We start from the raw sequence: 26,684 nt of genomic DNA on the forward strand, positions 1-26,684 counted from the left end.
TTTTTTGTCTCAGTTCTGTAACACGACCGCGTCGACGTGAAAGGACTCAGTCCTCGTCGCCTTCTTCAAACACGTCGTCCGCGCCCGGTGTCTTGGGGTCTTCCGGTGCTCGTTTGCGAAGCTTGCGTTGTAGCGACCGTCGGTGGATCCCCAAACGTCGTGCGGCTTCGGAGATGTTCCCTCCACAATCCGAAAGCACCCGATGAATGTGCTCCCATTCATTGCGTGCCAGCGACGGTGCGGGAAAAGCCAACCCGCCTTCGGGCACATTCTGGCCTTCGCCACGAATGAAGGCGGACAAGATGTCGTCCGTGTCAGCGGGCTTGCTGAGAAAGTTCACCGCGCCCGCGCGAACCGCGTCGATCGAGGCGGGAATACTGCCGAACCCCGATAGCATCAACACGCGACAATCCGGTTTGATCTCCAACAAACGCCGCAGCAGATCCAGACCGCTGCGTCCCGGCATTCGCAAATCCAACACGGCCAAATCGGTCGGTGACTGGCTGAAGACCGCGACGGCTTCGTCGTAATTGCCCGCCGTCAGCACGCGAAATCCGCGACTCTGCATCGCCACCGCCATGCGTTCACGCAACACGACCGTGTCATCGACCAACAGAATGCTCTCCGCCCCGACCGTTTCCGACGTGCAGACCTCGGATGGCGTGGGATACGGCAGCACGCCGTCACCACCGTTGCTGGCGTTACTGTTGCTGGGGTCAGAGAAACTCATGGGGCACCATGATCCTGGGCGAATAGAACGATCCTGGGCAAAGAAACCGTGACTTGCAGTATAGCAGCCGGTCGACGCGATTCAGACCCGGACCAGGTGCGTCAATCTGATCCAACTCCTACGGCGAGGGCTCACTCAGACGGAGCTGCCATCCTTTGGCAGCGGCAATCGCACCGTTGCAACCGTGCCCACCCCGGGCGTGCTGTCAAAGGTCAGCGATCCACCCAATCGTGTGATCACGTTGCGAGTCAGGAACAACCCCAGCCCGATTCCTCGTCCGGGTTCTTTCGTCGTGAAGAATGGATCGCCAGCCCGGTCCATCACTTCACCGGACATCCCCAATCCTTGATCACGAACCTGCAGCCGCACGGCGTCATGGTCCACGATCGGTTCAACCGCGACACTCTGAGACGACTCGCTCGCATCCAAACCGTTGTGGATGAGGTTTCGAATCGCCTGAGCCACGGCCTCTTCCGGCAACCAGAGAGGCTGATCCTCCCACGAATCATCGTTTGGGGTTTCGACGATCTCGACTCGGTGAGGGTCACGAATGCCTTCCAAAGCCGTGTCGATCAGATCCCCCAACGTCGTCCGGTTCCAACGTTGAGCAGCGGTGTCACCGGAAGCGGCTCGCATTCGTGAAAGAATTTGCCGGCACATCTGCAATTGACCATCGATCAACGACAAGTCTTCGTCGACCGACTTTGGTTTGGGAATGGCTTCCAAGTGCCGCGTCAATTCCCGACAGGCCACATCGATCGCCGAGAGCGGCGACGCAAGTTCATGAGCAGCCCCCGCGGCCAACGTGGTCAAGCCTTCCAATCGCATCGCATCGGCTCGTTCCGATTGACTGCGTCGCAGATCCCGTTCACGCAGACGCAATTGCCGAGAGATCCGAGTGACGAAGTACGTCAACACTGTCGCACAGGTCACAAACGCCAGCAACATGCCGCAATCACGCAAATCCAAATTCGCGATCATCCAATCCGGCGACTGCTGCGGGGTGATGGTCAACCCAGCGACCGGCCGCGAATCCACCAGCAACACCACGAACCCAAGGATCGCCAATCCGGTCAGTGTCCATGTCAGTGGCGCGGTCAAAATCACGCCACCCACGGCAATGTTGACGAAGTAAAACAAGCTGAACGGGTTGTCCGCACCGCCGGTCAAATACAGCATCGCGGTCAAGGTGATCAGGTCCATCGCCATCAACACGAAAGCCAACTGCAATGGCGTTTCCAGTTGAACCGTGGCATCTGAATCGGCAACCGAAGATCCATCGGGCGAGATCCCGACCGTCCGTTTCTCGACCAACGATCCATGTCCGCTGAGCGATTCATATTCGCGTGTTGACTGCGGCTCGCTTTGCCGACGTCGCTCCGTTCGGGCCAGCCACCAACCATAAGCACCATTGGTGATTGCCGTGAAAACCACCAACGCCAACAACGCCCCCAAAGGCAACAACGTCGGCGTCAGCAGACGCGCGAACAAGATCGTGAAGAGTTGTCCGACGATCGCGAAAGTTCGCAATTGCAACAACCAAGTCGATGACCCAAGCGGTGCGGGCGCGATCAGCGGCATAGCGAACTCCGGCCGAACGGGTCTCAGTGCGTTTCGCGGCGAGTCAATTCGTCTCGCAGTTTGGCTGCCAACTCGTATTGCTCTTCTTGCACCGCCGCATCGAGTCGTTCGCGAAGCGTTTGACCGACGGAATACTCGTTGCGGAGCGATTCACGCAGGTCCACCAACCGCACGATCAATTCGTCTTCGTCAAAGTGTTCTTCGGCCTCGTGTTTGACGAAGAAAGCACGCAACGTTTCCAGTCCGCGGTTGATGGCTTGGATGGCTTCTTCCGGTGTGTTCTCTTCCAACTCGCCGAGTGCTTCGGCTTGTGTTCGGTGGAACAAAACAAACGGGCGGTACTGTTCGTGTGACGAAATCCACTCGGGATCTTCGGACAACTCTTCGCAGAGATCCATCAATCGCAACGTGTGATCGGCGTCCATCACCGCGCGGTGATAGAATTGCAAACGCAGCCAGCAAATCCGGCGATGATAGAACTGCATGAATTCGCGATCGATTTCGTTGCAGTCCTCATCGGTCAATTCGTAATCGGGGTTTTCCAGCCGAACCATTTGCAAGTGTTGCAGGTACGATTCGCTGCCCTCGATCAGCTCACCGTCGGGACGCCCGGTGGTTTCCAGTTGCAGGACGCCCATGTCGACTCGCATCTGGATGACGTCTCGTTTATCGCCGCCTTTGATCAGACGGACGTTGAGCGAACTGGGATCAAATTCCCAATTCTGGAGGAGATCGTCGAGATGCCGAGCACGCTTCATGGAGTAAGGTGTCATTTCGGATGAAGTCAGAAAAGTCCGTGGCGATCCCAGTTCCTGCCATCCATCCTGACTGGGCACCGCTCCCAGTATAACAGGGCCCTCGCTGACGAGAACCTTCAATCGTCCCAGCCTGGTTTGCGGCGTCGACGTTTCTTCTCCGATTGCTGGCGTTTTCCTTCCAATCGGCGTTTCTTACTGCCCAAACTGGGGCGGGTCGCTTTGCGTTTTTTGGGCGGCAGCCGACAACCCAACAGCATCGAAACCAATCGCTCGCGGACTTCCGACAAATTTCGCGACTGGTCGCGTGTCGCTTCGCTGTGCAGCACCAACTCGCCTTCTTTGTTGATCCGCGTCCCAAACTGGGTGACGAATCGTTTTCGCCACGAATCGTCGAATCCCGTTTGCGTTTCGGGCTTCCATCGCAACGTCACCTTGGAATTGACTTTGTTGACGTTCTGTCCGCCAGGCCCGCCGCTGCGTGACGCGGACCAGTTCAATTCGGACTCGGCAATGACAAAACGGCTGGTGACGTGCAGATCGGGCATGGCCTGTGTTTCTACAATGCTTTGTTGACTCGTGCTAGCATCACAACGTGCCGACGAACGCCCGACGTGGGAACGAGGCTACACCGCTGATGCTGTATTACTGATTTGGATTTTGAGTTCGCTGATGAAATCAAGCCGCTCTCGCGCAACCGTCTTCGCCAATGGCTCGCTGTCTCGTTTCTTCCCGAAACGAACCGGCCCCGCGTTTTGCATCGCAATCGCGGTCGCGGTGATTGGGATCTCGACCGTCCGAGTCCGCTCGCAAACACCGACGTCCGGCGACGGCACCGCATCTTTCGCGGCAAGCGAGCAGCCGATGACGCAAAGCGATTGGCCTCGGTTTTTGAATCGAGACTTTTCGGGCGAGGCTCCATTGACCGATCACGCCCCCGCGTCATTCGCGAGTTTAAATTGGGCGGATGAGCCGACTTGCCAATGGACGCTGCCAGTGGGTGACGGCTACGGCATCGGGGTGGTTCGCGATAAAGCCTATTTTCATTTCGATGCGATCAACGGCAACGAACGTTTGCGAAAAATCGCGATGGACAATGGACAAACCCTTTGGACGCGCGAGTATCCGCTGAACTACCGCGATATGTACGGGTACGAGACCGGACCGAGATGCAGCCCGACCATCGCGAAGGTTGGCGACGGGTCCGGCGAAGTCCACATTTTCACCTACGGCGTGGCGGGCGAACTCGCGGCATGGAACTGCGAAACCGGAGAGCCTCTCTGGTCGATCTCGATGAACGAGCGATACGACGTCGTTCAAAATTTCTTCGGTGTGGGATCGTCTCCGTTGGTGCTCAATCAACTGGTGATTGTGATGGTCGGTGGCAGTCCGACGGAACAACAGAACCTCGCGCCGGGACGCCTCGATCGAGCAGTTCCTAATGGCAGTCTGCTGGTGGCGTTGGATCGGCACACCGGCGAAGAGATCTGGAAATGTGGCGATGACCTTGCCAGCTACAGCAGCCCCCGAACGATGACGATCGATGGCAAAGACTACCTGCTGATGTTTGCCCGAGATCACTTGTGGTTGATCGATCCCGTCGGCGGCAAATCGCTGGGCAAGATCTATCACCGCGCGGACATCCTGGAGAGCGTCAACGCGATGGTCCCCGTGGTGAAAGGAAATCGCGTATTGATCAGTGAGTGCTACGACGCGGGCGCCGCGTACTATGAAATCTCGATCGACGACGGGACCGCCAGCTTTGATCCCGTTTGGGTGGATCCCGTTGGACGACGACGTTCCCAAGCCCTGCGGTCTCACATGTCCACGCCAGTGCTTCACGAAGGGCACCTGTTTGCCTGCAGCGGCCGCAACGCCCCCGACAGCGATTTCCGATGCATTGAGCTGGACACCGGCAAGGTCAAATGGTCGGCTTTGGAACGTCGCCGAAGCACCGCCACCTTGATGGGCGATGTGCTGCTGGTGCTGAAAGAAACCGGCCCGCTGCACATCGTTCGCCCCAACTCGGAACAATACGATGAAATTGCTGTTTGGAACTTGGACCAATCCGCGGGCGATCGGCCTGCGTTGCAATACCCATGCTGGTCCGCACCTGTCGTCGTCGGCAACCAAATGCTGGTGCGTGGCGACCAAAATGTGATGTGCCTCTCGTTGCCCGGCAATATTCAACCCGGTAGTGAATCAAACTGAGTTCTACTCACCGAACGGGTCGCTTTGCAGCGTCGTAAACTGTGTGCAAGCAAATTTGACCGAGCGACTTCTCACACCTCCTTTGGCCGATCCGTCGACATGTCCTCATCAGAACCAGAATTGTCCAACGATCGGCACGATCCCGTCGGCGGGGTGATTCACGCCTATCAGAAGTACGACCCGGTCGCCTTTCCGCCGCCCAGTCAACCGCCGCCGGACTTGGTGTCGCCCGCCTTTGAGCAAGCCTTGATGTACGGCAACTTCGAAGAGTTGACCGAAGAACAGCTCGCCAACGCGGTCAAACTCGATCCGAGTCAGATTGCGGGACTCGGTCCCAGCATCGATTTTTTGAAAGCCTTGCTGGAGGATCGCAAGCGGAAAATTCTGGAAACCTACGAAACACACGGCGTGCAAAAGAAAGCTCGCAAAGCATTTCATCAAGCCGCCAAAAAGGTTCATCCGCCGGCCAAGATGGAAAAGCTCTTCCGCATGGCGATCAATCAAGAGCAACCGTTCATGATCGAACGTCTGTGGTACCAAGCCGATGGGGACAACGGGGAACTCGCTCGTCGATTGCTCGCCACCGGTTCGGCGATGGAAGACAAACACAACATCGAAGAACTCGCCACGAAGTATGACTTCACCGGCAACGAATCGATGTCGATTCCGAAAGCTCTCGAGATCAAAGAGGAACTCGAAAAGATCGACGAGCTTTTGCAGCAACTCGCCGAAGCCGAAAAGACCGCTCAAATCGGTTTGATCGACATGGAGATGCTCAGCGAGTTCGCTCAACCGGGCGACATGGAGCAACTCGAGGAGATGCGTCGCCAAGTTGAAAACATGATGCGGGAGCAAGCCGAGCGTCAGGGCCTCGAACGAAATCGCGACGGCTCAGGATTTCGACTGACACCACAGGCTTACAAGATTTTCCAAGGCAGGCTGCTGGAACAAATCTTCAGCGAACTGGATCCATCTCGAACGGGACGACACGAAGGCGACGTGGTTGGCGAAGGCGCGGTGGAACTTCAGCAAACCAAACCTTACGAGTTTGGCGATAGCATTGCCAACTTGGATTTGCCGCAAACCATCATCAACGCGTTGCTACGTCAACCCGACGAGCGCCCCTTGCGTCTGCACAGTGATGACATTGTGGTGCACAAGACTCGCAATCACCCCAAAGCCGCCACGGCGGTGATCATGGACATGAGCGGATCGATGCGTTACGAGGGCCAATACATCAACGTCAAACGCATGGCATTGGCACTGCAAGGTTTAATCAACAGTGAATACCCCGGTGACTTTTTAAAGTTCATCGAGATGTACACGTTCGCCAAATTGCGATCGCCGGGCGAGATCATCGAGTGCATGCCGAAACATGTCACGATTCACGATCCTTGGGTTCGTCTGAAATGTGACATGAGCAACCCGGACATCAGCGAACACGAGATCCATCCGCACTTCACAAACATCCAACACGCGTTGCAGATGGCACGTCAGAACCTCGCCAATTGCGACACGCCCAATCGGCAAATTGTGTTGATCACCGACGGGCTGCCGACCGCTCACTTCGAAGGCGAATGGCTGTACATGCTGTATCCACCGGATCCGCAAACGGAAGCGGCCACAATGCGGGAAGCTCAACTCTGTGCGAAAGAGGGCATCACGATCAACATCTTCTTGATCCCCAGTTGGTCGCAAAGCGAAGAAGACATCCGGTTCGCCTACCGCATGGCCCAATCGACTCGCGGTCGAGTGTTCTTCACCAGCGGTAAAAACCTGGATCGTTTTGTCTTGTGGGACTACGTCAACAACCGCCGCAGCATCATCGCGTAGGGGAGGAGAGGGGAAAGGACCACAGGACCACAGGACCACAGGACCACAGGACCACAGGACCACAGGACCACAGGACCACAGTGTGAAAGGTAGCTGAGTTTTGGTACGACACTGGGAAGACATTATTTCAGCCCATCCTTTGCTTCTGCGGCCCTTCCACCTTCCCACTCAACCATGGCAGTTCCAATTTCAAAACAGCAGATGGCTTGTGACGAAGCCACTGCGAAACGTCTGATCGCGGACAACTGGAACTCGGTGCAAGAATCAGTCGCCGAAGTTGCGAAGCAGTGCGGTCGGGACACCAGTGAAATTCGCGTGGTCGGGGTGACGAAGTACGTCGATGCGGAAATCACCGGCTGGTTGGTCGACGCCGGGTGCCATGATTTGGGTGAGAATCGACCACAGTTGCTGGAAAGCAAATTTGAAGCGCTTGCTCGCCCCGAAATCCGCTGGCATCAAATTGGCAATTTGCAACGCAACAAGGTTCGACGGCTACTTCCTGCCAACCCGATGATCCATGCGATCACCAGCCAACGTTTGCTCGACGCCTTGCACCAAGAATGCACGTTGCAGTCTCGAAGCATCGAAGGTTTGATCGAAGTCAACATCAGCGAAGAAGAAGCCAAAACGGGATTGCCGGTCAATCAACTCGAGTCCATCTTGCGACACTGGCAAGATCTGCCGCAACCGAAAACCGGAGGCTTGCAAATTCGCGGGCTGATGGCGATGGCGGGCTGGGGCACCGATCAGGACGCCGCACGCCGACAATTCGCGAAATTAGCAGAGATTCGCGATCGGATTCAAAACCAGCTTGCGATTGAATTGCCCGAGCTTTCGATGGGCATGAGCGGCGACTACCCCGCTGCGATCGCGGAAGGTGCGACGCTGATTCGGATCGGAACGCGATTCTTCCAAGGCGTGCTCCCAACCGGCTGAGAACGCTCAGCCGGATAGCTTGACGCAGGCACACTCATTCGCGGTTGAGCGATTCCATCAGGGCTTCGCCAAAGGCTTGCCGCACTTTGGACGCATCCGAATTGGGGAAGTTGGCTCGCTGGACCATCAGCACCATCGCGACTTGGTTGGCCGGATCAATCCAAGCCTGAGTTCCATGAGCCCCACCGTGGCCGAACGTTCCCGGTGTCACCGCCTTCGTTACACCTTGCGGTTCGCGGACCACGCAACAACCAATCGCCCAACCGTTGCCCGGCGTGAACCCAGTCACGATGTCGCCGGTGCAAATGATCCGCATTTGCTCGACCGCCGATGTCGAGAGCAGTTGCTGATCGCCGACGCGTCCTTCGCGAAGGAGCATTTGACAGAACTTCCCGTAGTCATCTGCGGTCGAGAACAGGCCACCGTTGGCAGCGGGAAAGCGATCGCGGTTCATCGCCGTTCCGCCGGACAAAATCCGAATGGTCGCTTCTTCCAATCGCTTGGGGCCGTCTTGGTCGGCGGGCATCACGCGGTAGGTTTTCGTCAGTCGTTTCATCTGATCCGCGTTCAAGTAAAACGCCGTGTCCTTCATACCGAGCGGCTTGCAGATGCGTGCTTTCACGAACTGATCAAAGCTCATTCCCGAGACCACTTCGACGATTCGTGCGGCGGTGTTGATTCCCGTTTGGCTGTATTTCCACTCGCTCCCTGGTTCGAACATCACCGGCAATTTCGCATACTCCTTCGCGACCGCTTCCAACGTTGGTGCTGTGTAGGCACTTCCACCCGGCAGTTCGCTCATTCCCGATGTGTGCGTCATCAGATGACGGATGGTGATCGTGACCGGCGATCCATCTTTCATCTTCAGCTGCTGCATCTCAGGCAAGTACTTTGTGATCGGATCATCGACCGACAACTTGCCTTCGTCCTGCATCATCAACACACACGCACCGGTGATCGGCTTGGTCATGGATGCGATCCAGAAGATCGTGTCGCGTTGCAGCGGCGTTTCTTTTTCGACATCGGACAAACCGACCACGTTGACGTGTTCGACCGAGTCGGGACCGACAACCAGCGTGACCGCGCCCGCGATTTCTTTGTCCTCGACGAATGACTGCATCGCTTGCGAGATCGCGGGAATCTCGGGCTCCGCCGCTTGGCCATCGCTCCATGTCATCGCCGATGTGACCAAACTCATTGCCAATACACCCTTCATCCAATGCATCTTTTCGCCTTCGTTTTGTTGTTGAATTCCGCCCCATCGTTGCCTCGATCAATCATTCGCGATGGGACGCAGCGAGCATTCTATTCGCCATCGAGGCGGCGTGTTCGCGTCGCTTGGGCGAGGGATTTTCAGCCTCGACGAATTGTGGCATGGTGTCGTTGTCGGTGGCCGCTCGTGGCGTTCCCGCTTGATTGGAAATTTTGAGAGACAAATCGTTGGCGAAGAAGAAGCTGGAAGTCCGAATGCGAACCTTTGGAATTCACTCCAAATGGGAAAGTGGCTCCAAAGACTTGCCGCGATTCATTCACAGCACCACCACGATCCCCGCTCGCGTTGACATTGAGTTTGGGTTCATCGTCAACATCAAGGGTGCCAAGAACCAAGAGATGTTCTTCTGCATCGACCATCCTGGGATCCAAGACGACCGCGGAAAAACGCGGGCTCCGTTTGACGGGAGCGTGTACATCAAAACCAATGACTGGAATTTTTATCTCGGCGACACGATCTGGCTGCCGCTGGATGACAAGCTCGGACCGTGGAAGATGTGGCTGGAAATCGACGACAACGTGATCGCGGAAAAGACATTCGACGTTGTCCCGGCAGAGGAAGACGAAGCGTCTTCGACGTAGCGGCATGGCGCGAGCCATCCGGTCCCGCTCCCCAGAGTCGAACAGTTGTCCCCAACTGTTCCGGAACAAACACCAATTCTCCGCCCAAGTCGCAATCAAGCAAAAGCTCAATCGCAAATCGCCTCGCCAAAGAACGCGAGTCATCCGGTGAGATGAATCGACTTGCGGCATCGGATGGCTTGCGCCATTCCGCTAAGGTGCAGCAAGCGTTCGCACGGTGGATATTTCACACGCGCGTGACGTTCGAAACAATGGCGACTTCACCACCGAACATTTGAGACAAATGTTCTACTATGAAGTTGTCTCTCGAGACCCGCTGGAGAACACGATCCAAGCTGAGATTAAACTTCCAACGCCATGGCTTGGGCTTCTTCGGTGAAGATCGTTTGGGCTCGGTCGGGACCGACGGAGAGCACGCCAACGGGGATGCCCACCAATTCTTCGATGCGTTTGACGTAGGACAACGCGAGCGGCGGGAAGTCATCGACTGAACGAGCGTTATCAACCGGCGTGTTCCAACCTTGGATCGTTTCGTAGATCGGCTTGCAACGACGAAGCTGTTCCGCGTGAGCTGGCACACGATGAATCTCTTTACCATCCAGCTCGTACGCGACGCAGACTTTGAGCTCATCGAAATGAGCCAACACGTCCATCATCATCAACGCCAAACGGGTGACGCCGGACAGACGAGCCGTGTAGCGAACGGCGACGGCATCGAACCATCCGCAACGACGTGGGCGTCCGGTCGTGGTGCCGAACTCGTTGCCAAGCGTTCGGATCTTTTCACCCGTTTCGCATTCCAGCTCGCTCGGGAACGGACCGCCACCAACGCGTGTGCTGTAAGCCTTGCAAACACCCAGGACTTGATCGATCCATTTCGGTGGCACACCGGCACCGGCACACACGCCTACTCCGGATGAATTGCTGCTAGTCACAAACGGGTAGGTTCCGTGATCGATGTCGAGCAAAGCACCTTGGGCACCTTCGAACAACATCTTTTGGTTGGCTTCTGCGGCGTCCAAGACCATGTCGGTCGTGTCGGCAATCATCGGTGCCAAACGCTCGGCCCAAGACGCCGCCAGGGCAACCATCTTTTCAGGTGCGATCGACGCGAGTTCTTCTTCCGAAGCACCCAGATTCTTCAGCAATGCTTGTTTCTGCGTGGCGACGGTCGAGATCCGTTCATCGCGTGAAGGTTCGATCAAGTCGATCATGCGAATCGCGTGTGTGCGTCCGACCTTGTCTCGATAGCAGGGACCGATTCCTCGGTTGGTGGTGCCGATCGATTCGCCTCGCACCGCGGTGGCGTTGATGGTCGCGTCTTCGATCATGTGCCAAGGCATCACGAGGTGAGCCCGCTCGCTGACCTTCAGATTTTCAAAAACATCGATCCCGCGAGATTGCAGCCCATCGATTTCTTGCAACATCGTGGTCGGGTTGATCACGACGCCCGGCGTGATGACGTTTTGAACGTCGCTGTGCAAAATCCCCGAAGGAATGTGGTGCAGTTTGTAGGTTTCGTCGCCAGCGACCACGGTGTGCCCGGCGTTGGCTCCGCCTTGATAACGAACGACCCAATCAAACTGAGGTGCCAGCAAGTCGACGAGTTTGCCTTTGGCTTCATCGCCCCACTGCAGACCAATGACACAAGTACCGGACAAGGGATTTTCTTTCGGTAAAAAGGGTCGTTGCGATCTCGGATCCGCGAGCATTGGGCTCGGGATTCAGCACATCGCACAGGATCAAAAATAGAAAAGCCAGCCCATGCTGGCTTTGATTCAATGCAATCTTGTCACGTGGCTCGCTGGCTTCCTCGTGCCCGCCGCAATCCGTGGCGGCGGGATCACCAAGGTGTCACCTCGCGAACGTTCGCGATCAGGCGTTGGCCGCTTTGACCACCGAGTCGGCATTGATGCCGAAGTGCTCGTAAACGGCGCTGTAAGGTCCGCTGGCACCAAACGAGTGCATGCCAACAAACTTGCCTTGCGAACCGATCCAACGGTCCCAGCTCATCTGAATGCCCGCTTCGACAGCGACGCGATTGGTGACTTCTGGTGGCAAGACTTCGTTGATGTAGGAAGCGTCTTGTTGGGCGAACAAATCCATGCAAGGCATGCTGACCACGCGAACTTTTTTGCCTTGAGCGGTCAACGCTTCAGCCGCGTCAACAGCCATGAACAATTCGCTGCCGCTGCCCATCAGAATCACGTCTGGTGTGCCTTCGCAATCGCTGAGGATGTAACCACCGCGGGCACACCCGGCGGCCGACGCGTACTTGCTGCGATCCAGCGTGGGCATGTTCTGACGCGACAGAACAAACGCACTGGGGTGGTCGTTGATTTGCATCGCGGTGCGATAGCATTCGGCCACTTCGTTCGAGTCACCAGGACGGAAGACATTCAATCCGGGGATCGCACGACAAGCGGTCAGATGTTCGATGGGCTGGTGAGTCGGTCCGTCTTCGCCGACGCCGATCGAATCGTGGGTCAGGATGTACAGCGTTGGTTGATGCATGATGCTGGACAATCGCATCGCACCCCGCATGTAGTCCGTGAAGACAAAGAACGTTGCGGCGTAGCCACGCAAACCGGACAAGCACAAACCGTTGGCGATACCGGCCATCGCGTGTTCGCGAATTCCGAAGTGCAGGTTGCGGCCCGCGTATTGACCGGGCAGGAATTCGCCCGCACCTTCGAACTTCAGATCGGACTTGTTCGAAGGAGCCAAGTCGGCACTGCCGCCGATCATGAAGGGGATGTTCTTGGCGATCGCGTTGAGAACTTTGCCGCTGCTGTTGCGGGTGGCGTCGCCTTTTTCATCGGCTTCGAAAACGGGGATGTCTTTGTCCCAACCTTCGGGCAATTCACCGGCGAACATGGCTTTCAGTTCAGCAGCCTTTTGCGGTTCAGCGGCTTGGTACTTGGTCCAAACGTCTTCCCACTGGCTCGATGCGGTTGCACCACGTTTGCCAACGCCTTCGGCGAAGTGTTCGCGAACGCCATCGGGAACATAGAACTTTTCGTCTTCAGGCAACCCGTAGGCTTTCTTCGCCAAGGCGACTTCGTCCCAACCAAGAGGTGCTCCGTGGGCACCGTGAGTGTTTTGCTTGTTGGGTGCCCCGTAACCGATGATCGACTTAACGATGATCAGGGTGGGTTTGTCGCTGCAAGCCTGGAATTTCGCGATGGCTTTGCCGAGGGCATCGATGTCGTTGGCATCGTCGACGTTGACGACGTTCCAACCGAGGCCTTCGAACTTCTTGCCCATGTCTTCGCTGAAGGCCAGGTCGGTGTCGCCTTCGATGGTGATGTTGTTGTCGTCGTACAACCAGCACAGGTTGTCGAGCTTCAAGTGACCCGCGATCGAGGCGGCTTCGGTGGCGATGCCTTCCATCAAGTCGCCGTCGCTGCACAACGCGTAGGTGTTGTAGTTGAACAGCGTCAGGTCATCGGTGTTGTAGTTGGCGGCCAGCCATTTTTCGGCCATCGCCATGCCGACACTGTTGCTGACGCCGGCACCCAAAGGTCCGGTCGTGGTCTCGATCCCGGCCGCCTCGGCGTACTCGGGATGCCCCGCACAGACGCTGCCGATCTGGCGGAATTTCTTGATGTCCTCCAGCGAAATCGACTCGCCGCCGGTGGGTTTGCCATATCGATCGGTCGCTTTCACACCAACCAGATGCAGCGTGCTGTAGAGCAGCATGCTGGCGTGACCGCAAGACAACACGAAACGGTCGCGGCCGGGCCAATGTGGCTTGGCCGGATCGTAATCCATCGTGTTTTGGAACAATTGGTAGGCGATCGGAGCCAATGCCATCGGCGTGCCAGGGTGACCACTGTTGGCGGTTTGCACAGCATCCATGCTGAGGCAGCGGATGGTGTCGATGGCGAGAGTTTGAATGTCAGTGGAGGTGGCAGTCATCGGCACGCGAGGCGGTGTAAGAGGAGCAAAATTTCAGACCCCGAAAGCGTACCGACGAGGCCCAAAAAACAAAAGCCCCGAGGGCAATCCCCCACCCCAGACCGCCATTTTGCTCCCGCCACCGGTGTACAATCGAGCCGATCCCCCCATCGTCCCACGACTTTTCTCGGCCCCGTCGCTCGACCGGAGGCCCCCATACCCACGTTTCGCAGGGAGATTTCGATGCGTAGCTTCCACAGCCAACAAAATGGCTTGATGAAGATTCTGTGTGCACTGGCGGCCACAACGGTACTGGGCGCCCTTTTCCTGGAGTTGCCGACCCAGGCCCAAGCTCCCGTTCAAACGTACTCCGCGGCCCAAACCTACCCAACGCCTCCACAAGTTCCGCAGTCGCAAACGCCCCAATTCCAAGCTCCCAAGTTTCAAAACGCTCCGGTCCCGCACCTTCAGCCATCTGGAGCCCAACCTGGTTTTCATCCGCAACATGCCGCGATTCAAGAAATGCAGCACGACTGGGCAATGTCTCTGCAGCAACGATTGCACGAGCAAGCGGAGTTCGAAGAAGAGCTGGAACTGAACGCGCTGCCGAACTTTCTGCGCGACGAATTCCAGCTTCCCACCACCATCGACCAGGACGCCATGCGGATTGCCGGGATCACACCGTCATCGACGACGGTGAGATTGCTCGCCCGAGAAACACCGCTTCGTGTGGCGCTGACGCATGCTCTGCAGCCCTTGAACCTGAAGTTTCGATTGACCGAGTCTGGTTTGTCCATCTCTGCCGACTTCACCCGACTCGCCCGGCAAGGCATCGCCACTGACCGATGGGCGGACATTTCGATGGAGGATGCCAAACAAATTGAAGCGGACCTGAAACAGTTCGTCTCCTTCGAAGGCCAAGATGTCCCACTGAAGGACGCGGTCTCGATGCTCGGACAGCAAATCGGATCTCGCATCGCCATCGATGTCTTCGCGTTGGAAGGCGAAGGCTTGTCCGATGACGTTCCCGTGTCCGCACGAATCAGCGACGCCAAGTTCGCCTCCGCGATGTCCGACATTCTGCGCGACCACGGACTGACGCTTGAGTTCCGCAATGGTCATTGGCTGGTAACCACCCTGACGGACGCGGAAGATGAGTTGCTGAACCGGGTTTACTACCTGGAAGCGACCGGAATGACGGAATCTTTGGGTCAAGCCATGGAGACCCTTCAGACCTCCATCGAACCCGACACGTGGGAAGCACTTGGCGGAGTCGGCACGATGGCTCCCCTGCCATCCAGCGGAAACAATCGCCCGGGGCTGATCGTGTCGACCACGTTCGGCGTTCACCTGAAAATCGAGGCGTTGCTGGATGCCTTGCGAGCCGGAACGGTTGGCGCGGACACGCCAACGAAATCGAACCCAGGCGGGCACTCGGGACAATTCCATTCCGGTTGGAACTACCCCACACCCACGATGATGCCCCCAGGTGCCCCAGCAACGACCGCACCGAAGTTGGAATATCAACCCGGCTCCCATCATGTGCAGCCACCAACGCACTCGCCCGGCGGCATGTTCTGAGACAAAAGCCACCGAACCATGCGTGTTGGCAGTCTTCGGAACGTCGCCTCAACACGCAAACAGTTGGGGACAACTGTTCTACATTTGGTCCCGCACCACCCCCGTAGGTTGGTCACTCCTGGCCGACACACCCCCGTAGGTCCGGTTCCACCGGACAAAACGTTCTCACCCAAACGACAACACTAACTCCAAAACACATTCCTCCCCCACACCAACCGTAGGCCGGACCGCAGCGAAGCGGAGCTCCGGCACCCACACCCCATCGTTTGCCCCTCACCCATTCGCGTTGAGCTTCTTCGCATCCCGACCTCAACACGCAAACAGTTGAGGACAACTGTTCTACATTTTTTCGCCACCCCGTAGGTCCGGTTCCACCGGACAAAAACGTCCTCACCCAAACGACAACAACAACTCCGGAACACTCCCCTTCCCACACCAACCGTAGGCCGGACCGCAGCGAAGCGAAGCTCCGGCAGCCACACCCCATCGTTTGCCCCTCACCCATTCGCGTCACGCTTCCTAGCAACCCGACCTCAACACGCAAACAGTTGAGGACAACTGTTCTACATTTTTTCGCCACCCCGTAGGTCCGGTCCCACCGGACGAAAACGCTCTCACCCAAACGACAACAACAACGCCAAAACACATTCCTCCCCCACACCAAGCGTAGGCCGGACCGCAGCGAAGCGGAGCTCCGGCAGCCAAGTTCCATTGTTTGCCCCTCACTCATTCGCGCCACGCTTCGCCGACGAATCACGTCAGGCACGCAAACCGTTGAGGACAACGGTTCTACACTGACGCGTGTCGCTTCACCGAGGGAACGTTCAACGGTGCCCGCTTGGGACCATCCCACACGTCTTCCACTTCTTGACCACCCGCGAACTGGCGCAGCAGTAAATACACACCGCCAACCATCGCCCATCCAACCGTGATGCCAACCAGGATCGGCACCCGAGCAAGGAACGCTTGCCACACCGGGTTGCCCATCGACGACGACGCTGCCTCCGCGACCCATGACCAAGCGAAACTCAAAATCCCGACCAAGACACCGGCGGGAACGAGCAGCAGAAACAACTGCGGCAACCGTCGAAACGTGACCTCGTAACCTCGGCTCAGGCAATCCATCGCGTCGGCTTTCTCCTGACTGACCAACGCCGCCAATCCGAACGGGATCGCCGCCTTCGCCCCGGCCATCAACAACCCGACGATCAATGCCGCGGGAATGGCCAATGGAGCCAACGCATACGCCCACTCCCAGTGCTTGCGTTCTCCTGTCGCCAATCCATCCCCCAGCCACATGAACAGCACAAACGGCAAAGCACAGACCCCCGGCAACACCGAGATCACCACGGCTGACTTCAAACGCTGGCCGACGATCTTCCACGTCTCAACGAACCCCGGCAGATCGCGTCCCGCCGTCAGCAACACCCCCAATCGCAACAACACCATCACGACCGGCGTCCACAAGACCACCGTCCAAAGCAACACTTCCGGACGCATCATCGAAAACGAAAACGACTGCCACGGAAGCGAGAAAGAAGGGCCACGGCCGCTCACCCACCAGACCAGATCGCTCAGTGTCGTCGACGTCTGCCAAGGATCCACCTTCGGCATCGACTCATGGATCAACAACGCCTGTGTCCTGTCCGAAGCCGCTTCGGGAGCATCCGCAAAAGTCACGGTCAACCCGTTCAGCCCCAATCGCCAAACCAGATCCACCATCGCAACGAGGAACAACCACACCGGCGCGCCGGCCAATCGAGCCACGCGAACCAGTCGCAACCACGGCATCACATCCGTCCACGTGCGAACGCGAGCCAAGAGAGGCTCCTCGGGTGGACGCGAAAAGGTTTTGACGGAGTCGCCGGAGGGACTCGAACCAGCAGGATCAGACAAAGCCGGACTCAAATGACAGGGGAACAACCGCGGCGGCTCAATTACCGATGCGGCGGCAGCCTTCACCATCCATCACAAGCGTCCCCCATCGATCGGGAAATCGTTCAACTCGCGAGACGCTCAGCGAGGCATGCCGTAGAAACGCCAGTGTTGCGGATCGGGCATCGCTTGAGAATCCGAGGCCAAACAATGCGGCCCGGTCGTCGCATCCGAATTGCTTCCCGCACGAACCCGCACGGCGAATTGATTCGATACTCGCAAACCATCATCGCGAGGCAGCACCTCCGACAACGGAATCGCGATTTCGGCCAGCACGCTGGGTCCAGCACTGGGCCCCGCACTGGTCTCCGTTGGCGACGCGTCAACAGTTTCTGCCTGACTCCAGCCACTCAGCGCCGCATACCAAGTCGGCTTCCATTCGACCGAGCCATCCACCGACGCGTTTCGTTGGCCGTCCGAATGACATTCAAACCGGAAAGACGACAGCAACTCACCATCACCATCCAACCACAACGAAAAGGTTTGCGGCAACTCGCCCGCCGAAGCCCCCGGATGGACCACGGCAACGTACAAGTACTCCTGATCAGTGACCATCGCGAACGCCACGTCATCGGTGCGTTGCCAGGCCACATCCCGCCAGCAATCATCCTGCAACTGACAGTCTAAACGCGGGCGTGATGCCACTCGTGGCAGCGAACTCGCTTTGGATGCTCTCGGCCGAGGAGATTGCAACGCTTCGCCACCTTCATGAGCGTCGACCGCCATGGATTCGTCACCCACGGCGGAAATTCGACGAGCCGCCATCACGATCGGATGGTATTCCCAATTGGTTCGCTGGGTCATCGGAGGCAAGCTCGGCAGCGCATTCCCGAGTACGTCCGCCGAAGCGGCCTCCGTATTCCCGCTGCCTCGATTGGACATCGCCGACTCGAAAGTCACCGGCTTCACCGCGAAAGGCGACAACGATTGAGCCTGCCAAAGACCGCTGGACTGCACTTCACCGGATGCCCCGCCGCCGAACTCCGTGGTGGCCACGTCCGTCATCGCCCCCTGCTCGCCTGAATCGCCGTCTGAGGAGTTGACGGATGCATTGGATGGCGAAGCCGAACCCGCAAACGCGAGCCATTGGGGTCGTTTTTGCTTGGACGCCACGACCGAGCGTTCGAAGCTCTCCCGACGAGCTTCCAACATACAATCGGCCCAACGTCGCACCGGATCACTCGGCACCGCGTCCAACATGGTTTCGAGCAAGACCTGTTCACAACGATCCAGCTCCGCCTGACTTCCGCCAACGGTCACAGCGTGCTCGCGAACTTGCAACCACAACCACCACAGCAAACGAGTCCGATCCTCCGACGCCGTTCGCGGCAGCAAGACTCCCAAAGTCGTCGTCAGATCTTTGCTCCGCAATTGCGGTTCTTCGATCAATTCTTTCAATCGTCCGAGTTGGCTCATGCGAGCCGTCGCGATTTGCAAACGTCGGCGACTGGCACTGATCACCTTGGACGCTTCCATCCTTTGACCGTCAGCCAACACCAATCCACCGGTCAACGTTGAGTCACGACGCAGCTCCGTCGAGGTTCCTGGAACAGGTGACACTTCCACGCTGGCGGGCACCACCAACTGCGGTGTGACCAACATCATGGCGTCCAAAGCCAAGTCGCCGGCCAAGACCGCTCGCTTGGAAAGCAACGCGTCACTGCGAAGAACCACCGCTCGCGACGACGCGACGTTTTCGCTCGATTGCAGCTTGCTTTGATAGAGACGTCGTCTTTGCCGGATGCTTCCAAACGGTGACGAACCGAAATTGCCGTCGTCCATTGTCGCACGTACCCACGCGTCCCGGGTTTCGGCCGGCAGGTTCTCGTCCAGCACCACCACCGCGGGTCGGTGTGTTCGCAGGATCGCGGCGGGCGCTTCCTCATCGGTGTTGATCCAATCCGCCGATGCGGTTCGGAGTGTCGCCGCGACTCCCAATCGCATGGCCGCATTTCGCAATCGACCCAAACGGCGAAGCTCGCCGCTCGGTGAAGTTTCGGACTGGTCCAAGACCAACACGGCTCGTTGCTGAGCCTCCAACGTTTCGCGGCCAATCAGTGACCAAGGCACGGATTTCTCCGACGCTGCCACAAACAGGACCGCGGCATGCCGATCGGAACCTCGCACGGCGTACCAAGTCGCCCCGTCGTCTTCCGAACGCTCGATTGTCCCGTGCGTTCCGACACGGACTCGCCAGGTTCGCCCGCTCGCATCGCTCGATCCGTCGCTTTGCTCACGACCTTTGGTTTGCTTCGGTTCGGCGGAGTCTTGCATCCAAACATCTCGTCGCAACCAATCTCTCATCGCCAATTTGGATTTGGCCGACTGTGCGGCATCCGGTTGCCACGTCAGTCCGCCATCCATGGATACAAATCGGTTCACGCCCGATGACTCGGCGTCGTCTCCGATGGCCTCGATGACTCCGGCGGGCAATGGCTCCGCATCAAACCCATTGCGAATCGCGATTCGGTAAAGCTTCGTCGCGTCGATCGCGTTGGAACGGTGCCAACTTCGCCCCGCATCATCACTGACCACCGCCACGCCACGACTGAGTCCGGTCACCGGTTCGTAGCCGCCGCCGACGGCCACGACTCGAGATTCGTTCAGGAAACGCACGTCGCAAAGCATCGCTTCGATTCCGGAATTCACATTCCGCCAAGTCTTTCCCGCATCCTCGCTGCGAACGATCACGCCCCAATCACCGACCGCAATCAGGTGCCGTCCATCGGGCGAAACCGAAACCGCGTGCAAACTGGCGTCGTCCGCGAATTGGGCGGAGTCGACGTAGGCGGCCGGCAAATCGAATGAGTCATCGGGCTCGATCGTCGATTTAACGCGAGCCACGCCTGTGTTGCCAAACGCGCGGTAGAACCCGGGCATGGTCTGGCCTTGAGCGGTCCCGGCCATCCAGCCTGCCAGCAGGGCTGCGATCAGAGGCACCAAACGCAACGGCCAATTTCCGATCGGAATGGAAACAACAGACGCGATCATGAGCTGAGATTCCGAACGACCGCCGCGGCGGCCCAAAAAAGACACCATCCGACCACCACATTGGTCCCGAGCAGCACCGAACTGGCCAGCATCCGCCCCTGCGAAGCGAAAATCGCGGTTTCGCCGATCAGGGTGCTGAACGTGGTCAAACTCCCCAGGGCACCGATCCGAATCGCCATCAGCGTTCGCGGATGGGTCCAGAAAACGCCCCAAGAGGATGCGAACCAATCTGTCCCCGCGAGACTCTCGGATTGCAGCCAGATTTCCGTGAACTGGTAAATTCCGCCCAACGCGAAACACCCCAGCAGGTTCGCCAGCGTCGTTCCGACTGATCCGTGCAGTGTCAGCCATCCGCTTAGCGGGGCAGAAACCACCGCCAACGTGATCAGGTAGCGAATCACCGCCCCAATGGAGCCTCCCAGGGCAATCGCAAGCAGGTCTGAAACGTGGGTCATTGAGGTCAGTTCCGCGTTTTCGCCATTGCCAGCAAGGGCTGAGGAATTTACGTTGGAAGGTCCTAGCTTCGGAAGTTTTTCGCGACCGAAGCAAGGTCCATTTCGACGCTTTTCGAATCCCACTCCGTCCCCAGCAGTCAACCAACGATGAGTACCGCTTCGAGCTCTTCCAACGCCAACGCCGCGAAAGGCGACCAGCAACCGATGAACGGAGCCGATGTCCTCGTCAAATCGTTGGTCGATCACGACGTGGAAGTGCTGTTTGCCTACCCCGGTGGCTGCAGCATGCCGATGCACCAAGCCCTAACCCGATACGGCGATTCGATCCGCACCATCCTGCCTCGCCACGAGCAGGGCGGTGCCTTTGCCGCGCAAGGTTACGCTCGCAGCACGGGTAAAATTGGCGTCGTGATGGCCACCAGCGGCCCCGGTGCGACCAACTTGGTGACCGCCATCGCGGACGCGAAACTCGACAGCATTCCAATGCTGTGCATCACCGGCCAAGTCCCCACGGGTGCGATCGGAACCGACGCGTTCCAAGAAACCCCGATGGTGGAAATCTGCCGCGGAATCACCAAACACCACTACCTCGTGACCGACTTGGCGGACCTGCCTCGCGTCATGAAGGAAGCCTTCCACGTGGCCACCAGCGGTCGCCCCGGACCGGTTTTGGTGGACATGCCCAAAGACGTTCAATTGGGCAACTTCCCCGTGGACATGGATCCTGAGATGGATCTGCCCGGCTACAACCCGGCTCCTCCCGTGGTCGCCACGGAAACCATCAAACAGATGGCCGCCGCGATCAAACTGGCTCGTCGTCCCGTGATCTACGCCGGTGGCGGGATCATCTCGGGCGAAGCCAGCGAAGAGCTTCGCGAATTGATCCAAAAGACCGGCATCCCAACCGTGACCACCATCATGGGTCTGGGTGCTGTGTCACCGGATGATCCTCGTTCGCTGGATTGGCTGGGTATGCACGGTGCCGCCTACGCCAACTACGCCGTTCGAGATTGCGATTTGCTGATCGCATTGGGCGTGCGTTTCGATGACCGAGTGACTGGCAAAGTGGAAGCTTTCGCGAAAGACGCGAAGATCATCCACGTTGACATCGATTCGTCCGAGCTGAACAAGAACAAACAAGCCCACATTCCCGTTCGCGGCGACGTGAAGCAGGTCTTGCAAGCTCTCAACCCAATCGTGGAAGCCCCGCAAATCGAGTCTTGGCAGAAAACCTGCACGGATCTAAAAGCCAAGTACCCGCTGAAGTACGACAACTCGTTCGATGGGATCTTGCAACAACACGCCATCGCAACGCTCAGCAAGCTGACCGAGGATCGCGAAACCTACGTCAGCGTCGGCGTGGGCCAACACCAAATGTGGGCCGCCCAATTCTTCAAGTTCCGTCAACCACGGACTTGGATGAGCAGCTCCGGACTCGGCACGATGGGCTTCGGTTTGCCAGCCGCCATGGGCGTGCAAGCGGCTCACCCGGGTGCGTTGGTCATCGACATCGATGGCGACGGCAGCTTCCAGATGAACATCCAAGAACTCGCCACGTGCTTCTGCGAAGAACTGCCCGTGAAAGTTCTGTTGCTGAACAACCAGCACTTGGGCATGGTGGTCCAGTGGGAAGACCGGTTCATGGATCGCAACCGCGCTCACACGTACTTGGGTCCCATCCACCACGACGAAGCCAAGGGCAAAAGCACCGCGGACCGCTTCGAGTACGCGAGTGACCGTTACCCGAACTTCGTGCAGATCGCCAAAGGCTACGGTTGCGGTGCCGCCACGGTTAAAAAGAAAGCCGACCTGGAAGGTGCCCTGCAAGAAATGATTGACTACAACGGTCCGTTCTTGCTGGACGTCGAAGTGCCTTACCAAGAACACGTGTTGCCGATGATCCCCGGTGGTTTGACCGTGGACGACATGCTCCTGGACTGATCCCGAACGTGGAAATGGAACCCGCATTGGAAAACCCCGCCGTGGAAAAGAACGGGCAATCGTCCCCCACTCCGTCATCGGCCGCCGCCGAATCGCAAGCCACCGCCACTGCCACCCCCAACCGTCCCGCTCCCAACACAGCGGGCAATCGGAAAAAGGGTGTGCCCGAAGGCGTGTGGCGCAAATGTGATTCCTGCGGGGCGTCGCTGTTCTACAAAGAGGTTCAGCAACGCCTGAACGTCTGCCCCCAGTGCGATCACCATTTCTACGTCAGCGCTTGGGAACGTGTCGCACATGTGCTGGACGATGGCACGTTCGAACCGATGAACGAGCAACTGCGTCCGCTCGACCCACTGGAATTTCGCGATCGACGTGCCTACGCCGAACGCTTGGTGGGCGAACAAAAACGCACCGGACTGACCGACGCGGTGCTCACCGGAACCGGCATGATCCGCGCCCGACGAGTCGCTTTCGCGGTCACCGACAGTGCCTTCATCATGGGCAGCATGGGATCCGTCGTCGGCGAACGTTTGACTCGCTTGGTCGAACGTGCCACCAAGCAAAACCTGCCGTTGATCATCATCAGCGCCTCGGGTGGTGGGGCTCGGATGCACGAAGGCATTCTGTCGCTGATGCAAATGGCCAAAGTCTCCGCCGCGTTGTCACGTTATCACTCCGCCGGCGGTCTGTTCATCAGCGTTTTGACCAACCCGACCATGGGTGGCGTCGCCGCCAGCTTTGCTTCGTTGGGGGATTTGGTCTTCGCTGAACCCAAAGCCTTGATCGGCTTCGCCGGTCCGCGAACGATCAAGGCCACCATCGGGATCGAATTGCCCGAAGGCTTTCAAACCAGCGAGTTCTTGCTGGAACACGGTTACATCGACCGCATCGTTCACCGCAAATCGCTGAAGACGGAAATCGCCACCGCCATCGATTACTGTGGGAAATGACCCATGGGTCTGCTCGATTCCATCAAGGGAGCGTTCTCCAAAGGCGGTGGCGGCGGTTCGCTGAAACGGATCGACGTCGAAAAACGTTTTGAACGTTCTCGTACCGCGGCAACCGGGACGATGAGCAACTTCTTCGTTGCTTATGACTTGGAACGCAAAGAGAACGTCGGGGTCAAAATCCTCGACCCCGAGAAGTACGAGCTGTTTGAAAATCGCTTCAAAGGTCTGAACAAACCATCCGAAGGCGAGATCGCGATGCAGATGCAGCATCCGCTGATCGTGAAGACCTACGAACACGGCATCACGGCCAAGAACCAACGCATCCTGGTGATGGAATACATCGCCGGTGCGGGTATCCAAGACGTGATTGTTCGCAAGAAACGTGACGTCATCGACGGCAAAGAAATGCTGCTGATGCGCGAGATGGCCGAGTCGCTGGCCTACGTCCACGAACAAGGATTCATCCACCGCGACGTCTGCCCTCGCAACTTCATTTGCACACCGCCGGTGGAAGGTGAAACAACCGCGTCCGGTGTTCGCCTGATCGACTTTGGGCTGACGGTTCCCGCGACGCCACCGTTCATGGCTCCAGGTAACCGAACCGGCACACCGCTTTACATGAGTCCCGAGATTGTCCGCCGTCGTGCGACGGACAAACGAGTCGACGTGTTTTCGTTGGGGGTCACGTTCTACTGTTTGCTGACCTTCCAGCACCCTTGGCAGGGTGAGATCGTCAGCGGACGTGCGGCGCTTCAACACGACACGCAAGAAGCCACACCGATCCTGGAACGTCGCGACGACATCCATCCCAAAGTCGCTCGCGTGATCACACGTATGATCGAACCCAACGTCGACAATCGACTGCCATCGATCAAAGAGTTCCTCACTCAAATGCGCGGCATCGACTCCGCCTACGTCTCGTAGGAAACGGCTTCGCCGTCGCCTCCGGTTCGCCTGTAGGCCCGATCCCACCGGAAAACAACCTTCGTGCCCGCCGCACTGTAAACCAAACCGCACCGTGTAGGTCCGGTTCCACCGGACTAAAGCGTTCTTGCCCAAGCAAACGACAAGCTTTCCACCACACATTCTCACCCGCACCCTGCACATTACGCTCTCCGGCAATCCAACCCGGGCAAGCAAACAGTTGAGGACAACTGTTCTACAAACGCTCCCGCGTCACCCCCGTAGGTTGGCCACTCTTGGCCGACACGCACCATGTAGGTCCGGTTCCACCGGACAAAAACGTCCTTGCCCAACGCACGAACAGTAAACCGGACCAACGCAAAGTCCCGGCAGTCACGCGCCATCGCTCCCTCCCACACCATTCGCCTCACGCTCTCCGGCAATCCAACCCGGGCAAGCAAACAGTTGAGGACAACTGTTCTACAAACGCTCCCGCGTCACCCCCGTAGGTTGGCCACTCCTGGCCGGCACGCACCGTCACCCTCCAATCAACCGTAGGTCCGGTTCCACCGGACAAAAACGCCCTTACCCAACGCACGAACAGTAAACCGGACCAAGGCAAAGTCCCGGCAACCACGCACCATCACTGCCTCTCACACCATTCGCCTCACGCTCTCCGGCGATCCAACCCGGGCACACAAACAGTTGAGGACAACTGTTCCACAATCGCTTCCGCGTCACCCCCGTAGGTTGGCCACTCTTGGCCGACACGCACTATGTAGGTCCGGTTCCACCGGACACGGCGGTTCGTTCCCGACACGGCTGCAACGCATGCTTTAGACTGATGGCCATTCGGTGATTCATCGCCGATCTCTCACCCGCCATCAACGCTCCCCACGTGCCCATCTTTCTTCGGTCTCCTCATGTGCAACCGTCGTGACTTCCTCGCCCGTTCTTTGGCCGCCACATCGCTCGCCACCATTGCGACGCCATCGTTGATCGCTCAAGACGACACCGGCGACGCGCCGCGTTTTCCCATTTGCGTGTTCACCAAACCGCTCAACTCCATGAGCTTTGACAACATGGCATTGAAACTGGCGGAGGCTGGCTTTGATGGCGTCGAGGCAACCGTTCGCAAAGGTGGCAACGTGCTGCCCGAAAACGCTGCGGAGAAGCTGCCGGACATGCACCGTTCGATGCAAGCTCACAACATGGAAATCACGTTGATCACAACGGACATTGCCAGTCTGGACGATCCGCACTGTGAGACGATTCTGAAGACCGCTGCGGATCTGGGCATCCAACGATTCCGCATGCGATATGGAAAATACAATCGCAACCAACCGATCCCGTTGCAACTCGACCGTTGGAAACGTCAGTTCGCAAAACTGGCCGAGTTCTGCGAAAAGGTGGGCATTCAAGCCCTGTATCAAAACCATGCCGGCGAGCAATACATGGGGGCCGCGATTTGGGATCTCGATCGGGTCCTAGGAGACATCTCACCGGATCACATCGGTGTCGTGTATGACATTCGGCACGCCCAAGTCGAAGGCGGGATGAGCTGGCCGGTGACCTGGAAAATGATCCAGCCCCGCGTCCGCATGCTGTACGTCAAAGACTACCGTTGGGACGGAAATCGGGTGGAGAACGTTCCGCTCGGCGAAGGCTTGGTGAACCCAAAGTTCTTCGAGATGGTCCGCACCAGCGACCTTCGTTGCCCTGTGTCGCTGCACGAAGAATACCTGGACCATCGGGATCCCGATTTGGTTCCTCAGCATTTGCATGCCATGCAGCGTGATCTGAAAGTTTTGCAAAATCATCTCCGCGGGTGAACTGGCCGCCGGCGATGTCCCACATCGCAGAAGGGGGAAACGCACCTGGTAGGACAGGCAGACCGGCTGTTGCACGGGCGAATGTAATAACCGGAGCGATTGCTCTTCGGCTGTTGGACTGGTTGGAGTGGAACACGGACCCGCCGTTTATGCCCAACGCAGGACCGCGGAGCGATCCGCGACAATCCGTAGTGGTCGTTCCGGATCTATGTGTCATGCTGCGGATAGAGCGACTTGAGTTTGACTCGCGCATCTTCGGTGGTGAATCTCCAATTTGTGCCACGCTTTTTTGCGTT

The 26,684-nt window shown here is 57.9% G+C and carries 19 protein-coding genes; 9 read left to right on the forward strand and 10 right to left on the reverse strand.

The features are described 5' to 3' along the window. Nucleotides 1-46 precede the first annotated feature (46 nt). From LOC70_RS05315 to arfB, 4 genes are all read right to left on the reverse strand, one after another. Nucleotides 47-730 (reverse strand): response regulator transcription factor, encoded by a 684-nt coding sequence (locus LOC70_RS05315; RefSeq protein WP_230252331.1) that lies wholly within the window; start codon nt 728-730, stop codon nt 47-49. Between the two features lie 135 nt (nt 731-865). Beyond that, on the reverse strand, nt 866-2,311 hold the full coding sequence (locus tag LOC70_RS05320; RefSeq protein ID WP_230252332.1) for a sensor histidine kinase: 1,446 nt from the start codon (nt 2,309-2,311) through the stop codon (nt 866-868). Nucleotides 2,312-2,334: 23 nt separating this feature from the next. Beyond that, nucleotides 2,335-3,069, reverse strand: coding sequence for a UvrB/UvrC motif-containing protein (locus LOC70_RS05325; RefSeq protein WP_230252367.1), 735 nt, complete (start codon nt 3,067-3,069; stop codon nt 2,335-2,337). A gap of 116 nt (nt 3,070-3,185) precedes the next feature. Further along, nucleotides 3,186-3,614, reverse strand: a complete 429-nt coding sequence (arfB, locus tag LOC70_RS05330) for an alternative ribosome rescue aminoacyl-tRNA hydrolase ArfB (protein WP_230252333.1) — start codon at nt 3,612-3,614, stop codon at nt 3,186-3,188. A 124-nt stretch (nt 3,615-3,738) separates the two neighbouring features. On the opposite strand from arfB, the gene LOC70_RS05335 reads away from it, so the two are divergent. The 3 genes from LOC70_RS05335 (at nt 3,739) to LOC70_RS05345 (ending at nt 8,046) form a co-directional block, all read left to right on the forward strand. Continuing rightward, entirely contained in the window at nt 3,739-5,277 is a 1,539-nt protein-coding gene (locus LOC70_RS05335; protein WP_230252334.1) for an outer membrane protein assembly factor BamB family protein, read from the forward strand. A gap of 99 nt (nt 5,278-5,376) precedes the next feature. Continuing rightward, nucleotides 5,377-7,110, forward strand: a complete 1,734-nt coding sequence (locus LOC70_RS05340; protein WP_230252335.1) for a hypothetical protein — start codon at nt 5,377-5,379, stop codon at nt 7,108-7,110. 174 nt (nt 7,111-7,284) lie between these two features. Further along, nucleotides 7,285-8,046, forward strand: coding sequence for a YggS family pyridoxal phosphate-dependent enzyme (locus LOC70_RS05345; protein ID WP_315857201.1), 762 nt, complete (start codon nt 7,285-7,287; stop codon nt 8,044-8,046). Between the two features lie 34 nt (nt 8,047-8,080). Here LOC70_RS05345 and LOC70_RS05350 read toward each other — a convergent pair whose 3' ends face one another. Beyond that, complete coding sequence (locus LOC70_RS05350; RefSeq protein WP_230252337.1) at nt 8,081-9,271, reverse strand: serine hydrolase domain-containing protein; 1,191 nt, start codon at nt 9,269-9,271, stop codon at nt 8,081-8,083. Nucleotides 9,272-9,471: 200 nt separating this feature from the next. On the opposite strand from LOC70_RS05350, the gene LOC70_RS05355 reads away from it, so the two are divergent. Continuing rightward, nucleotides 9,472-9,900, forward strand: coding sequence for a DUF3859 domain-containing protein (locus LOC70_RS05355; protein ID WP_230252338.1), 429 nt, complete (start codon nt 9,472-9,474; stop codon nt 9,898-9,900). Nucleotides 9,901-10,241: 341 nt separating this feature from the next. Here LOC70_RS05355 and LOC70_RS05360 read toward each other — a convergent pair whose 3' ends face one another. Continuing rightward, nucleotides 10,242-11,561 carry an adenylosuccinate synthase gene (locus tag LOC70_RS05360; RefSeq protein WP_230252340.1) on the reverse strand — a complete coding sequence of 440 codons (1,320 nt, stop codon included), beginning with the start codon at nt 11,559-11,561 and terminating at the stop codon, nt 10,242-10,244. A 214-nt stretch (nt 11,562-11,775) separates the two neighbouring features. After that, nucleotides 11,776-13,827 carry a transketolase gene (gene tkt, locus LOC70_RS05365; protein ID WP_230252342.1) on the reverse strand — a complete coding sequence of 684 codons (2,052 nt, stop codon included), beginning with the start codon at nt 13,825-13,827 and terminating at the stop codon, nt 11,776-11,778. Nucleotides 13,828-14,043: 216 nt separating this feature from the next. Here tkt and LOC70_RS05370 point away from each other — a divergent pair, with 216 nt between their 5' ends. Continuing rightward, on the forward strand, nt 14,044-15,381 hold the full coding sequence (locus tag LOC70_RS05370) for a hypothetical protein (protein ID WP_230252343.1): 1,338 nt from the start codon (nt 14,044-14,046) through the stop codon (nt 15,379-15,381). Between the two features lie 789 nt (nt 15,382-16,170). Here LOC70_RS05370 and LOC70_RS05375 read toward each other — a convergent pair. The 3 genes from LOC70_RS05375 to LOC70_RS05385 all read right to left on the reverse strand — a co-directional run bounded on the left by LOC70_RS05375 (nt 16,171) and on the right by LOC70_RS05385 (nt 20,762). Next, nucleotides 16,171-17,277 (reverse strand): hypothetical protein, encoded by a 1,107-nt coding sequence (locus tag LOC70_RS05375; protein WP_230252345.1) that lies wholly within the window; start codon nt 17,275-17,277, stop codon nt 16,171-16,173. 120 nt (nt 17,278-17,397) lie between these two features. Then, nucleotides 17,398-20,307, reverse strand: coding sequence for an exo-alpha-sialidase (locus LOC70_RS05380; protein ID WP_230252346.1), 2,910 nt, complete (start codon nt 20,305-20,307; stop codon nt 17,398-17,400). Beyond that, complete coding sequence (locus LOC70_RS05385; RefSeq protein WP_230252348.1) at nt 20,304-20,762, reverse strand: fluoride efflux transporter FluC; 459 nt, start codon at nt 20,760-20,762, stop codon at nt 20,304-20,306. Before LOC70_RS05385 ends, LOC70_RS05380 begins: the two co-directional genes overlap by 4 nt. A gap of 147 nt (nt 20,763-20,909) precedes the next feature. On the opposite strand from LOC70_RS05385, the gene ilvB reads away from it, so the two are divergent. The 4 genes from ilvB to LOC70_RS05405 all read left to right on the forward strand — a co-directional run bounded on the left by ilvB (nt 20,910) and on the right by LOC70_RS05405 (nt 26,388). Beyond that, complete coding sequence (gene ilvB, locus LOC70_RS05390; protein WP_230252350.1) at nt 20,910-22,703, forward strand: biosynthetic-type acetolactate synthase large subunit; 1,794 nt, start codon at nt 20,910-20,912, stop codon at nt 22,701-22,703. An 8-nt stretch (nt 22,704-22,711) separates the two neighbouring features. Beyond that, a complete protein-coding gene (gene accD, locus LOC70_RS05395; RefSeq protein ID WP_230252352.1) occupies nt 22,712-23,653 on the forward strand; it encodes an acetyl-CoA carboxylase, carboxyltransferase subunit beta in 942 nt (313 codons plus the stop codon). Nucleotides 23,654-23,656: 3 nt separating this feature from the next. Continuing rightward, on the forward strand, nt 23,657-24,577 hold the full coding sequence (locus LOC70_RS05400) for a serine/threonine protein kinase (protein ID WP_230252354.1): 921 nt from the start codon (nt 23,657-23,659) through the stop codon (nt 24,575-24,577). A 902-nt stretch (nt 24,578-25,479) separates the two neighbouring features. Next, nucleotides 25,480-26,388, forward strand: coding sequence for a sugar phosphate isomerase/epimerase family protein (locus LOC70_RS05405; protein WP_230252356.1), 909 nt, complete (start codon nt 25,480-25,482; stop codon nt 26,386-26,388). The last annotated feature ends 296 nt before the right edge of the window (nt 26,389-26,684 follow it).

It is taken from the genome of Rhodopirellula halodulae (assembly GCF_020966775.1).
GTDB lineage: Bacteria > Planctomycetota > Planctomycetia > Pirellulales > Pirellulaceae > Rhodopirellula > Rhodopirellula halodulae.